Genomic DNA, 13,065 nt, shown 5'->3' with positions numbered 1-13,065 from the left:
GCCGAGCCTCACGCTGCGAGAGGCACCGTGGGTCGGCGCGTGTTTTCGATTGCTTCGAGCCAGTGCGCGAGATTCGCGATCGGCCACGCGAGGTGCCAATACTGCGAGGGATTTGCTGCCGCCGTCTGGATCGCGTCTTCCCGCACGAATTCGCGCAAGGCCTCGCTCTCGAGCATTGCGCGTCGGGCGCACCCGATCCAATTCTGAAACGGCAACGGAAAACTCGCCTTCTCGCGGGCGACCACTTCCTGGGGCAGCATTCCCGCAAACGCCCGCCTCAATGCGATCTTCGTCTTGCTCACGACACGATCGCCCCGCACATCGAACTTGTCGGACATCGGCAGCGATTCCGCGATCGCGCGCACCCGCGCATCCGCGAACGGAGTGCGCCCCTCCACGCCGGCGCACATCGTCGCGGAGTCAAGCCGTAGAAGCAGACCAGAGAGATTCATCCGCTGCTGAAAGCACAGGTGCGCCTGGAGCGGATCGTCGTGGCCGCGCTCCTGCGCGCGGGAGGCGCTCTCCGCGAACTCGCGCTCGAAGATTTCGGTCAGTTCGTCGCCCCGGCCAATTCTCGTCAGGAACTGCGGCGTCAACACGTCGTGATACGCATCCGGGCTCAACCACGCGTTGGCGCGCAGCTCGAAAGCGCCCGGCCCGAGCGCCGGATGATTCCGCACGAGCGCATGCGACCCGTCACGAAACCGCGCGCTCTGAGCGAGCGCCAGGTCGTACCCCCCGAACAATTCATCGGCGCCCTCGCCGCTCAGCGCGACCTTGTGCCCTTCGCTCCGCAGCACGCGCGCGACCTCATAGATCGCCACCTCGTTCGGCGTGCTGAGCGGCACCAACTGCCCGCTGACGATCTCGCTCCACAGGCGCGCAAATGAATCCTGCGTCACCGGCACTTCCGTGTGCGCCGTGCCGAGACGCTCCGAAACCAGCCTCGCGAAGGCGAAATCGTCACCGCCGGGAGCCGTCGCGCCGCGCGCACCGGAGCAGTAGGTACGCAGCTTTCCTTCTCGAGCGATTTCTCCGCACGTCACCGCCGCGATGATCGAGCTGTCTAGCCCGCCCGAGAGCAATGCGCACAGCGGTACATCGCTCCGCAGGTGAGTAATCACGCTTTCGCGCACCACTCGCGCGACATCCCGTGCCACGCTACCCGCTTCGCCGACTTCCTGCACCGACACGCGCAGCGAGTCGCCGGCGTAGTTCACCCGCACAATCTGGCCGGGACGGACGATGGAAACTCCCCGGAACATCGTGCGTTCGGCGAACGTCGTTCGCGAAGTTGTCAGGTACGCCGCGACGCCCAACCCGTCGGGCTGGATCTCGAATCCCGGCATCGCGACGAACGCTCCGGGCTCGCTCGCGAATCCGAACGACGCGGGTTCCCCGACACGCGCGGCAGTTTCGGCGATGTAAAGCGGTTTCACTCCGAGCGGGTCGCGCCCGAGAATCGCGACATGGCGCGCCGTATCGACAAAGCAGAAAGCGTACATGCCGCGGCAGCGCCGAAGTCCATCGGCGCCCCATGTTGCGAGCACCTGCAACATCGTCTCGGTATCGCTCACGGTTCGGAACGAAACGCCGCTCGCCGACAGATCCCGTCGAATCTCCGCGTCGTTGTAAAGTTCGCCGTTGTAGGAGATGACGAATCGGCCATCCGAGGTCGTCATCGGCTGCGCGGCGGCGGCGCTCAAGTCAACAACCGCGAGCCTTCGGTGCCCGAGCGCCGCGCCCGGCCCCTCCCACAAGCCCGCACCATCCGGCCCCCGATGCGCCAGCCGATCGCGCATGGCTTCGACCGCCTCTCTTCGAGCCGACGACAACACACCATCCGTCGAGAAAATCCCGGCGATGCCACACACGCGATCCATCTATCGGATCGCGGCAACCCCTCTGTTCGCATTTGGCCCCGGTCGTCAGACCCAAACTTGGACGATCACGTTGGGTTCTTTCAGTTTTCCGGTCCATTCACCGACCGTGGAAGTTGAGAACTTCACTTCGTGATCCGGGTGCGCATCGAGCCAGTCGTTGATCTGCTTGTCGAGAAACTCGAGCGATTCACCCGTCAGTTTGGCGTGAAAGGTCTTGACGTGGGTGGCGCCCGACCCGGTCTTGTTGGTCTTGCGCTGCCACGAATCTTCGGTCTTGCCGATGCCGCCCTTTTGCTCAAAGGCCATGATCTTCGGCTTGGCCTCGGGGCCATCCTTCGGAAGGTTCATGCCGCCCGAGCCGCCGTTGCCCGATGTCGGCACGTTCGCGCTGGCACCGCCTCCGGCAACCCCGCCACCCGCCGCGCCGCTCGCGCTGCTTGATGCCCCGATTCCCGTAGACCCGGGGCGAAAAACATTGCCCCCGCTCCCCATCGGAGGCAACCCGCCCCCCGATCCATTTCCACTTGAACTTCCGAACGAATCCGGAGACTGCAAAGGCTGACGCATGAAGGCCCCCTTTTGTGCAGATGGAACGGTTTCAGCATACCACGCCGACGAACTTCCAGCGAGGCCCATTCTCCCTTTCTCCGGTCCATTTCATTCGTCGGCCACCGGTGCCCGCCGACTGCAGAACCACGCTGAAGCGATCTTCAGATTCGAGGAGCTCGAATGCTTCAAACTCGGCAATCCTCTTCACGCTCCCCCTGCCGCCGGTGATGATCCCTTCATACTCAAGATAGTCGCGCCGGTGGTCCGCGATTCGCTCGGCACCGATCTCTCCCGCGCGCATCAAATCGCTCTCGAGCGCGAGGCGAAACGTGATCAGCGCTGATGCCGGATCCACGCGCTCGATCATCCAATCCAGGTGCGCGCTGCCATCCGCAAGCGTGTGTCGAAGCAGCACACTCTGGATCGATCGTGAATTGCGGGTCTCGTTTGCCATCGCTCGCCCGCCACTGCTCTTGCCGAGCCGGTGGCGCGGCTCTCATCAACGATTACCTTCGCACCTCCGCCACGGGCACGGCATCAAGCAATCTCTTCGTGTACTCATCCCTTGGCGAAAACAGCACCTGCGCCGTCGCGCCGCTCTCGACAATCTTCCCCGCATTCATCACCGCGATCGAATCGCACATGTGCTGCATCACGTTCATGTCGTGGCTGATGAAGAGGTACGACATGCCGGATTCGCGCTGGAGATCCTTGAGCAGATTAAGAATCTGCGCCTGCACCGATACATCGAGAGCGCTCGTCGGCTCATCGCAGACGATCAACTTCGGCTTGAGCGCGATGGCCCGCGCGATCGCGATCCGCTGCTTCTGTCCGCCCGAAAACTGGTGCGGGAATCGCTCGATCGAATCCTGCGGCATGCCGCAACGCTCCAGCAGTCCCGCAACCCGCGCGCGAAGCGCCCCCGCGTTCTTTTCGATCCCGTGCACAACCAGCGGCTCGCCCACGATCGCGCCGATCTTCATCCTCGCATTCAGCGATCCACCAGGGTCCTGAAACACGATCTGCAATTCCCGTCGCAGCGCTCGCAATCTCGAAGCCCCCGCCCTGCGCACATCGACTCCATCAAAGACGATTTCGCCCAACGCCGCGGGGATCAACCCGAGGACCGCACGGCCGACAGTCGTCTTGCCGCAGCCCGATTCGCCGACAAGCCCGAGCGTGCGCCCGCGCTCGATGTGAAAGGACACGCCATCGACGGCGTTGGTCCAACCCGTGCGTCTGCCGAGCGCGCCAGAATGCCGCGGGAAGCGAACCAGGAGGTTGCGCACTTCGAGAATATTGCGGGCCTCCGATTGCCCGTTCACGCCGTCCATGTTGAATGCATGTTACCGGCCGGGGCGCGTCACGATGCCGACGCCCTTCGGATTGCCCGATTCCGCGTGCCAATCGCCCGATGCTCATTCCCCTTGACGCTCGCCCCGCGGCGTCTACTCTTCCGCCTCTACTTTCCGGGCAGATAGCTCAATTGGTAGAGCACAGCACTGAAAATGCTGGGGTTGCCGGTTCAAGTCCGGCTCTGCCCATTCCCGGAAGATTTGGCCGCCCCGTCGCGCACTCGGTGGGGTCTCCGGCAACGCACTTCCAACCAAGGGATTCACCCCGTGCCCATGCATCCCCGGCAGGACGTCGCCACGGTCACGCCCGACGGAAAGCCGCTCGGCCGTCTCATCGAAGGCGTCGACATCCGATACGCCACCACACATCAGGACGACCGCGGCACACTCTGCGAGATCCTCAATCCGGCGTGGGGATTTCACCCCGCGCCTTTTTCCTACGTCTATCAGTTCACCATCCGACCGGGGATGGTCAAAGGCTGGCACCAGCACCATCAACACGACGATCGCATTTTCATCAGCCAAGGCACGGTGAAGGTCGTTCTGTACGACGACCGCCAAGACTCACCCACCCGCGGCATGATCAACGAAATCGTGCGCTCCGAACTCCACCGTTCCGTCATGACGATCCCGCAATTCGTCTGGCACGCGCATCAGAACATCGGCGCGACCGATGCGCTCTTCGTGAGCATGCCCACCCGCGCATACGACCATGCATCGCCCGATGTCTTCCGATTGCCGCTCGAGAACGATGTCATCCCCTACCGCTTTGAGAAGAAACTCGGCTGGTAAAACGCCCTGCGCGCCACGCCTTGCGCCGAGAGCGCCCGCCGGATCGCGAGGAATGCCCTTTCTGCTTCGCCGTTCGGCTGAATCCCCATGGCCTCGAGCTCGCGACGCCGAAACGGTCGGATGAGTTCGGCTAAATCCATCCGGCCGACGCCGCTCGACCCGCGTGTTATAACTCTGCTATGACCAATTCAGCGCCCCGCTGGTCCCGCAAGAAGCGCTTCCTTCTCGTCTACCTGCCCATCGCCATCATCCTGTACACGCTCTTTGGCTTCTTCGCCGTCCCGCTCATCATCCGCAAGATCATCGTGCCGCAGGTGCAAAAGCGCCTCAACGCCACCATCACGCTCGACCGCGCGTACACCAATCCCTACACCTTCTGGCTCTCGCTCGACAAGCTCGAAGTCAAAGACCTCGCGGGCGAAAAGGTTTTCGCGCTCGATCAACTCGACGCCAATTTCCAACCACTCGCAACCATCTTCTCCCGCGGGTGGCACTTCGACACGGTCAAAGTCGTCGCGCCGTTCATCCGCGCGCGCGTCGAAGCCGACGGCACGAACACGCTCGCAAAGTTGATCAAGCCGGCTCCTCCAGATCCGAATGCAAAGCCGGAAGAGCCGCTCAAGCGCCTGCCGCGCGTGGTCGTCCGCGAACTCTCCGTCGAAAAAGGCGAGGCCGATCTCAAAGACCTCTCCACGCCCAAGCCCTTCGAGCGCGAGATCCACGGCGCTTCATTCCGCATCACCAACGTCGATACCAACCCCGACTACGTGAACCCGATGAAGATCGAGTTCTCGACCGACGAGGGCGCCAAAGTCACCTGGACGGGCACGCTCCAGGTCAACCCGCTCACGAGCAAGGGCGAGATCGAAGCCGTCGGCATCCAGCCCGCCCGCTTCATGCCCTACGTCATGCGCTACACCGACATCAGCCTCGAAGGCGCCACGCTCGGCGCGAGACTCTCCTACGACTTCGCGCCCGCCGCCTCGCCCCGCGTCGCGAAGTTCCATGTTTCCACCGCAACTTTGGAAACTCCCAAGCTCATCGTCCCCTGGCAGGACATCATCAAAGGTCGCGCCGATGCCGGAGCGGACAAAGTCACCGTCACCGACATCGACGCCGACGCCGACGCCCGCAGCATCTCGATCGCCAAAGTCGAAGTCGATGGCGGCGAAAGCCTGCTCGAGCTCAGCAAAGGTCGTTCCGTGCCGCAGCGCATCGCCGATGCCCTGCTCAACGACGCGCACGAAAAACTGGAACTCCCCGCAGTCGAGCCCATCATCCACGAAGACGTCGCCGCGATCCCCTATCCCGTCGTCCGCCTCTTGACCGGACTCAAGCAGCTCCTCAGTGATATCCAAAATCCCTGGACGATCGAGCTCACCGCTCTCGACATCACCAATTACCGCCACACGTTTGCCGATCTCTCCGCGCCCGACCCCGTGAAACTGTTCATGTCCGATGTCACAATCCACGCCGGTCCGATCAAGAGCTCCGATCAATTCCTCACGCCCTTCGCCCTGAACGTGAAGTTCGAAAAGCAAGGCATCGCCGCCATCAAGGGCGACATCAAGCCGCTCGACCAGATCATCCAAGGCCACATCGAAGCGACCGACCTCAACGCGGGAGTCGCCTCGCCCTACATCCCCGCCTCCGCGCTCGCGCCGCTTCCCCCGGCGCGCCTGGGCAACAGCATCATCGCCCTCAACGGCGACTTCCGCGCCGAACTCCCTCCCGCCGGCGGCGCGAGAACCGCCTGGAAAGGCCGCACACGCATCGCGCCGCTCACGTTCGAATCATCCGAGCATGGCGTCGTCCTCGGCGCGAAATCACTCGACATCCAGAGCGATGCAACGCTCGACACCTCCGCCGCGGCAGATATCGACATCAAATGGAAGGGCGACATCAAGGGCGAGGGAGTCACCGCGGGCGGGCCGCTCCCGCAAACCGGCGACACCAAAGTCGCGATGGAGCAATTCGGAATCAAGGGCGCAGCGGCGCTCGCCCGCTCGAGCGCGGGCCAAGTCAACATCTCCTACAAGGGCGACGCCTCCCTCGGCGGCATCGATGCTTCCGCAAGCGACGCGCACGGACCCGTGACCGCCGGAATCGGCGGCGCCTCCTTCAGCGGCGAACTCGCCGTCGCCGGCGCGCCCGGAACAACACCTTCCCTGACAGTCGGCGGCAATGCATCCGCCTCTCAAGTCGCCGCGAAATCCGCCAAACTGGGCGATACATCGCTCACCGTTTCGGGCGCGAAAGTGGATGCGCTCAAGCTCGACACCCAAGCCAAGTCCGTCGCCGCGACGCTCGTCTCGGTCGATGGCCTCGGCCTCAAGGGTTCGCCCCCGATCATCCCGCCCGAAGGCTTTACAAAAGAGCCCCCCAGCGACCGCGGCAAGTTCACGCTCGCTGGCCTCATCCCATTCAACATCAACCTCGATCGCTTCGAACTCAACGGCGGCACGCTCGACCTCACCGATTCCTCAACCTCCCCCGCCACAGTCATCGCCGCCGAAGACATCAACGTTTCGATCGTTCCGCTCTCGACCGCCGCCGGAACGCCTTCGGAAGTGAACGTCGCCGCGAAAGTGAACAACAGCGGCAAGCTCGCCGTGACCGGCACGGCCGAGGCATTCAGGGATTCGCCGACCGCGAACATCAAGATCTCGCTTTCCTCGATCCCCGTGCCGCCGTACTCCGGCCCCACCGGCCGCTTCCTCGGCTATCAGATGGCCGACGGCCGCATGACGACGCAGATCCCGTTCGAGATCGAGAACGAAAAAGTCAAAGGCGAAATCGACTTTGCCTTCGATCACCTCAAGCTCGGCGAGCGTGTGAAGAGCGAGGATGCGATCGATGCGCCGCTCGAGCTCGGCCTCGCGCTCCTCCGCGATTCCAACGACCAGATCAAGAGCAAGATCCCCTTCACCGGCGATCTCACCGATCCGAAGTTCAGCCTCGGTGGCGTCATCTGGCAGGCTTTTTCCGGTCTGCTCGTCAAGGCCGCGACCGCGCCCTTCCAGATCCTCGGCGCGATGTTCGGCGGCGGCGATCAGGACCTTTCCCAAGTCGTCTTCGCCGCGGGCTCGTTCGAGCTCGCGCCCGAGTCGATCTCCGCGCTCGACACACTCGTCAAGGGATTGACCGATCGACCCGGCATCTCCCTCGCCGTTCGCGGCCAGGTCGAGCCCGAGTCCGACAGCCTCGAACTCCGCCGCCAAATTCTGCGCGAGCGCTACGCCGAGAACATTTTCGGCAAGGGCAAGGCCTCGCAGAAGCTCAGCGATCAGCAGCTGAAAGAGCAGACGATGATCGCTTTCGATCAGTTGCAGATCGAGAAAGCCAGAGCCGCCAATCAGCCGCCCCCGCCATCCGTGCGGCGAGTCGGTTCCGGCGTCGCGCCGCCGCCCCCGATTGAAGAAATGGAGGCAGCGCTCATCGAAGCGACCGAACTGCCCCCCGAGCGCGTCGTCGATCTCTGCCAGAAACGCGCAACCGCCGTCGTCGATTTCCTGGTGCAGGAAAAGAAACTCGACCCCTCGCGCGTCAAAGCCGCCGAGCCCGATCCGACGAAGCAGGAGTCCGAAAAGCCGCGAGCTGTGTTTGAAGTCTACAAGTAGCCATTTTTCCGCCCCCCCCCCCCCCCACACACACACAAAGATTTTTGCCCCCTCCACTGCAAGACGGCGCCGGTCCGTACGCAGACTCGGGAGTGAAGCGACCTCCCCCTCCCCTCGTCTTTGGCCGGTCTGCAATCGCCGCCGATTATCGTGAGGCGATGCATGCGCGCGCCGACCGATCTGCCCTCGCCTCGACCGGAGAGCCCCGCCCTCGTTCAAAAAGGAGTGAGAGATGAACCAGTTTGTGATCGCCTTCGTCGTCGGAGCCGCCGCCACTGCGTCTGTCGTCCGCGCCCAAGGCACCCTGACGGCCTCGTATCAAGTCTCACAGGCCAACGCCCACTACGTGCTTCCGAACAGCACAACCGTCGGAAACTTCGGTCAAACCAGCACGCCGCCCGGCACGGGCAATGATTTCTCCGCCACCGAGAATCGCCTGTTCAACAACAACGGGTTCTCCGGCCGCGGCTTCGCCGTGGTCGCCGCCACATTCAATCCCACAAGTCCGGGTGTCGGGGGCCCGTTCTGGGGCGCGACACTCGACGCCTGCACCTCCGCAGAGGTCTTCGCGTCCAACATCGGCCCGCACCGACTCGAAGAGTCCTACGGCCGCGCCTACGGCGAAATCTCGTTCAACCTCTCACAGGGCCTGGCCTGGACCTGGAACGGCGTGAGCCAGGGCACCTCTTACAACACGGGCTCGTACCACGCCGTCACCGCTGAGTTCACGCTGACCGACATCAACACCGGCTTCTCCTACGTCAACATGTCCGACACCACCATCAACGGCGTCGGAAACTTCTTCATCCCCTTCGCACTCGGCGGCTATCTTCCGCCCGGCGACTACCGCCTGACCTGGCTCCATGAATCAATCTGCACCGGCGGCAACACCCCCTATGGCTTCTATCCCACCGCCTTCGGCGGCGCCCCGCTCGTCTCGTGCATCCCCAGCACCTTCTCCCTCTTCCCTGTCCCAACCCCAAGCACCGCGGCAGCGTTCTCTCTCGCCGGACTGATCGCCACGCGCCGCAGGCGCCACTGATTTGATTCAACTGGATTTGAGGGCGAGGCAGTTCATCGGCGGTTGATTTCGACTTCGTGGCACTGACCTTGCTTCAAGGTCAGTGGCCCTTGATCGCAAACCGGCGAAGGCAGAAAGACGCACTGACCTCAAAACGAGGTCAGTGCCACGATGCCTGAGATGGGATTTGGGAGCCACTGCAACGCACGGTCATGGCCACCTGCCGTTCCCCTCGCCAGTCGCCCGCCAATGTGGCTCGGCGTCGCGATCTGGATCCTTGTCGCGGCGGCTGCTTTCGCCGCCAACACCCGACTCCGTCTCGGGCTCCTGCGCCGCCCTTCGATCTTTTTCTCCTGCCTGCTCTCCGTCGTGGCCCTGACCCGTGGTCTGGAATGGCTGAGTCCCGACATCAGCGAGGCACGCGAGCCGGTTGTACTGCTCATTTCCATCGCTTCATTCATGATTGTCGTTCGGGCGGTCGCTACCGACGCCCGCCATATGCAGAACCTGTCAATTACTCGCTGGGCGTCCGTCTTTGAATCGCTGGCGTTTGTCGCGACGGCCGTCTTGCTGCTCGTGAATCTCGTCGGCATTCTGCTCCCCACGCTCCGGACACCGCTTACCCTGGCTTGGGTGTCGATCGCAATCGTGGCAGCATGCGAACTCGCGGGACTCTATCTCGCCGTGATCAAGTCGCGGGAAATGCGGAAGAATTGGACGACTGCGATGTCGTGAAGCCGTTGTGGCGACAGCGGCCATTGCAGACTCAGCCAGATGGCATCGACTTCGTAGCACTGAGCTTGCTTCAAGGTCAGTGCGATTGGATCGAAAGGCAAAGAGAATTGCGCTGCCTTCCCAGGGCCCGGGCCACCGGCACACTCAGGCTCGGCGCGCCGCAACCCATCCACCGAGCAGCAATGCTGCGCTTCACGCAGAATCCGATTCTGCCCAGGCTGGCCGCGATCTCTCCCGACTCCCGCCTCCCAGTGCCCAATGCCTGCCCCCTAATGCCTAGTACCAAGTGCCTCCTTTTCCCGGTGCCAAACCCCCTCTTTTCCGAAATACCCCAGCCCCGATACCGTTATCCCTTCCGGTTCTTCTCTCCCAGCGGAGTCTCCGCGCCCATGCCCAGTTCCAAGTCCAATATCCGTCGTTCTTTAGCGCCCGCGCAACGCGCCCGCTCCACACCATTTACTCCCCCCACCTCCCGCGCCAAGCTCCTTCACGCCTTCACCATCATCGAGCTCCTGGTCGTCATCTCGATCATCGCGCTGCTCATCGCCATCCTGCTCCCGGCACTCGGCCCGGCCCGCGATTCCGCACGGCGTGCCGCGTGCACCGTCAACATGCGTTCCGTCGGCCAGGCGGTCGAGCTCTACAAAAACCAGTGGAAGGAAAAGTTCCCCGTCGCCAAGTACATGCCCGATCCGTGGCTCAGCGGCGACCCCAACCCCCCGCTCAACATCGCCATGCTCGATCAGCTCGATCGCGAGAGCCCCGCCTGGCGCTGCCCCGGCGATCGCGTCATCTGGAGAGAGACTTTCAAAGACACCTCGACGACCCCCGTCACCGAAAAAATCGGAGGCAGTTCCTACACCTACGTCAGCGCCCTCGGCGATGAATTCACCGGCACCGATTCAAACGGTCGCCGCCGCAACTTCTTCGCGATGTACCTCCGCACCCAGCCCACCAACACGCCGATCATCTACGACTTCGACGGCGGCACCTTCGACAAGCAGCCCGGCGAGGGCGACCCTGTCACCGTCTCCTTCTTCCACCGCGTGCGCAACGTTTTGTTCGCCGACGGTCACGCCGGCCGATTCGATGCCAACACCCAGTAACCCCTACCTCAAGTCTCGACGCCCGTTCCCCAAGCGCACCCGATTTCACCATCTGCCATTTGAGATTTGAGATTTGAGATTTGAGATTCTCCCGCTCCGCTCCTTTCTCCGTGTCCGCCTCCGTGGTTCTCCGTGGCCTTCTGTGTTTCACCTGCCTTTCGCTCCGAAATCCGCCACTCCCATGCCTCTCCCGTCTTTCTCTGTGTCCTCTGTGTCCTCTGTGGTGAACTCCCTGCTTTTCTTTGCCACTCTGCCACTTCGCCACTTCTACCCACCTCCCCAGTGAGCAAGACCATGAACAAAAACCCAAGTCTTCTAGAGGGCCTCGACATCCCCGACAAGCACAAGGGTGGCGGTTCATCCCGGCGCGACCTCTTCTCCGCCGCGGCATCCAGCGCGAGCAAGGCCGTCTCGCACGACTGGACTCCCAAACAGAAGAAAATCGCCGCGATTGGGCTCGCCGGCATGGCTTGCGCCGCGCTGGTCTATGGCGGCGTGCTCTTCGTCCGCAACCGCCCGCTGCAATTGCCCAAGACATTCGAAGAAGGCAAAGCCGCGATGGCGACCGCGCGCTTTCAGAACATGGACGAACTCCGCCAGGCCCAGTACAAGACCGAAATGGATCGCCTCTTCCGCGAGAAGATGGGCACGATGAAGGAAGAAGGCGAGCGCCGCGACTTCTTCCGCGACGAATCAAACCGCGAAGTCATGCAGCAGATCCGCGAGCAGATGTTCGACGACATGGCCAAGCGTGTCGCCAAAGGTGAAACGCCGCAGTTCCCCTTCGGCCCCGGTGGACCGGGCGGACCCGGCGGCTTCCGTGGCCCGCGCGAGCCGAGCAAGGACATCAATCTCGCTTCGCTCGATACGTTCAAGCCGCGCGCGGGCGATGAACCGCCCAGCCCCGCGCCGCGACCCGATCGCCGCGACTTCGGTCCGGGCGGTCCAAATGGTGGCCCCAATGGCGGCCAAAACAACAACGGAAGAAATGGTGGTCCGAACGGACAACCCAACGGGAATCAACCCGGCGCGCCCGGCAACAACCAAGGCCAACCCGGCAACGGAAACCAGCCGGCCCCCGGCTCAGGCTCACCGGGAGCAGGATCGCCCGGCTCAGGAGCACCCGGCGCGGGAGGGGGCGGGGGTGGAGGAGGGGGACGAATGCGTGGCAACCCGACCGCGCGCATCGCCAACCGGATTCAGAATGGAAACGCGCAGAGCAACGGTCTGCGGTACGAGATGATGAAGAAGATGGAGGCGCTCCGCGCCGCGAACGGGCGCCAGGATCAGAACCCCGGCGTGCGCGTGATGTTCGTCTCGGGAACATCCGAGATCACGACCGACGGGTTCGCGAGCCTCGGCACGATCGCGAAGCAACTCAACGATCAGCCGGAGACCGCGGTGCGCATCTGGGGCCTGATCGACATGGACACCGACGGCAAGAAGGTGCGCCACGAAGCGCTGCGCGATTCGTTCGCGGTCAAACTCTTCGGCACCGGCGCGAAGGGCACGCGGCTCACCAAATCTCAGCTCGAAGATCAGATGGTCGTGGCGTACAACGAGATGCTCGCCAAGAAGGCCGCCGAAGCGGGCAAGCCCGCGCCGGCGCTCGTCGGCCCCAACTCCGAAGTCGCGGCACCCGCGGTCGCGGCCATGGAAAACGAACTCGTCGAGACCATCCAGGCCCCAGCGGATCTACTCATCATCCTCGCGCAAGAGCGCCAGGACGCGATCAAAAAGTACCTCGTCGAAAAGAAGGAATTCAACCCCGTGCGCGTGCGCATCGTCGGCGTCTCGACGCAGTTCATGGAAACGAATGCTCCGTCAGCGGTGCTGCAGGTCGCCAAGTGATACGGGCTCCGCTTTTTCTTTGTGTGCTCCCTGCATAGTCCTCCCCCTTTGCCAAAGGGGGAGGTGTCATCGCGCAGGCTTTGCGAAGCGATGACGGCGGGGGTTTCAGAACTCCTCTGGCGCCGATCTTGGACACCAACGTCCCAATTCAAA

At 63.2% G+C, this 13,065-nt stretch carries 10 protein-coding genes and 1 tRNA gene; 7 read left to right on the top strand and 4 right to left on the bottom strand.

Annotation, left to right across the window (positions count from 1 at the left end):
• Positions 1-8: 8 nt before the first annotated feature.
• From asnB to KF691_07575, 4 genes are read right to left on the bottom strand one after another with little or no spacing between them, the layout of a single operon-like run.
• A complete protein-coding gene (gene asnB / locus KF691_07590; protein ID MBX3389304.1) occupies positions 9-1,883 on the bottom strand; it encodes an asparagine synthase (glutamine-hydrolyzing) in 1,875 nt (624 codons plus the stop codon).
• A 45-nt stretch (positions 1,884-1,928) separates the two neighbouring features.
• On the bottom strand, positions 1,929-2,450 hold the full coding sequence (locus KF691_07585; protein ID MBX3389303.1) for a hypothetical protein: 522 nt from the start codon (positions 2,448-2,450) through the stop codon (positions 1,929-1,931).
• A gap of 31 nt (positions 2,451-2,481) precedes the next feature.
• A complete protein-coding gene (locus KF691_07580) occupies positions 2,482-2,886 on the bottom strand; it encodes a hypothetical protein (GenBank protein ID MBX3389302.1) in 405 nt (134 codons plus the stop codon).
• Positions 2,887-2,938: 52 nt separating this feature from the next.
• Complete coding sequence (locus tag KF691_07575; GenBank protein ID MBX3389301.1) at positions 2,939-3,766, bottom strand: ABC transporter ATP-binding protein; 828 nt, start codon at positions 3,764-3,766, stop codon at positions 2,939-2,941.
• Positions 3,767-3,903: 137 nt separating this feature from the next.
• Here KF691_07575 and KF691_07570 point away from each other — a divergent pair.
• The 7 genes from KF691_07570 to KF691_07540 all read left to right on the top strand — a co-directional run bounded on the left by KF691_07570 (position 3,904) and on the right by KF691_07540 (position 12,912).
• Positions 3,904-3,976: transfer RNA gene (locus tag KF691_07570), tRNA-Phe, on the top strand.
• Positions 3,977-4,054: 78 nt separating this feature from the next.
• Complete coding sequence (locus KF691_07565; GenBank protein MBX3389300.1) at positions 4,055-4,579, top strand: dTDP-4-dehydrorhamnose 3,5-epimerase family protein; 525 nt, start codon at positions 4,055-4,057, stop codon at positions 4,577-4,579.
• A 179-nt stretch (positions 4,580-4,758) separates the two neighbouring features.
• A complete protein-coding gene (locus KF691_07560) occupies positions 4,759-8,199 on the top strand; it encodes a DUF748 domain-containing protein (GenBank protein MBX3389299.1) in 3,441 nt (1,146 codons plus the stop codon).
• 232 nt (positions 8,200-8,431) lie between these two features.
• Positions 8,432-9,241: a hypothetical protein gene (locus KF691_07555; protein MBX3389298.1), complete on the top strand. Its 810-nt coding sequence runs from the start codon at positions 8,432-8,434 to the stop codon at positions 9,239-9,241.
• Positions 9,242-9,589: 348 nt separating this feature from the next.
• Positions 9,590-9,955, top strand: a complete 366-nt coding sequence (locus KF691_07550) for a hypothetical protein (protein MBX3389297.1) — start codon at positions 9,590-9,592, stop codon at positions 9,953-9,955.
• A gap of 389 nt (positions 9,956-10,344) precedes the next feature.
• Entirely contained in the window at positions 10,345-11,061 is a 717-nt protein-coding gene (locus tag KF691_07545) for a prepilin-type N-terminal cleavage/methylation domain-containing protein (protein MBX3389296.1), read from the top strand.
• Between the two features lie 294 nt (positions 11,062-11,355).
• Positions 11,356-12,912, top strand: coding sequence for a hypothetical protein (locus KF691_07540; protein MBX3389295.1), 1,557 nt, complete (start codon positions 11,356-11,358; stop codon positions 12,910-12,912).
• Positions 12,913-13,065: the final 153 nt, after the last annotated feature.

This window comes from Phycisphaeraceae bacterium, assembly GCA_019636555.1.
Classification (GTDB): domain Bacteria; phylum Planctomycetota; class Phycisphaerae; order Phycisphaerales; family UBA1924; genus JAFEBO01.
The sequence above is the reverse complement of the archived record's forward strand: the minus strand, read 5'-3'. Positions and strand labels throughout refer to the sequence as shown.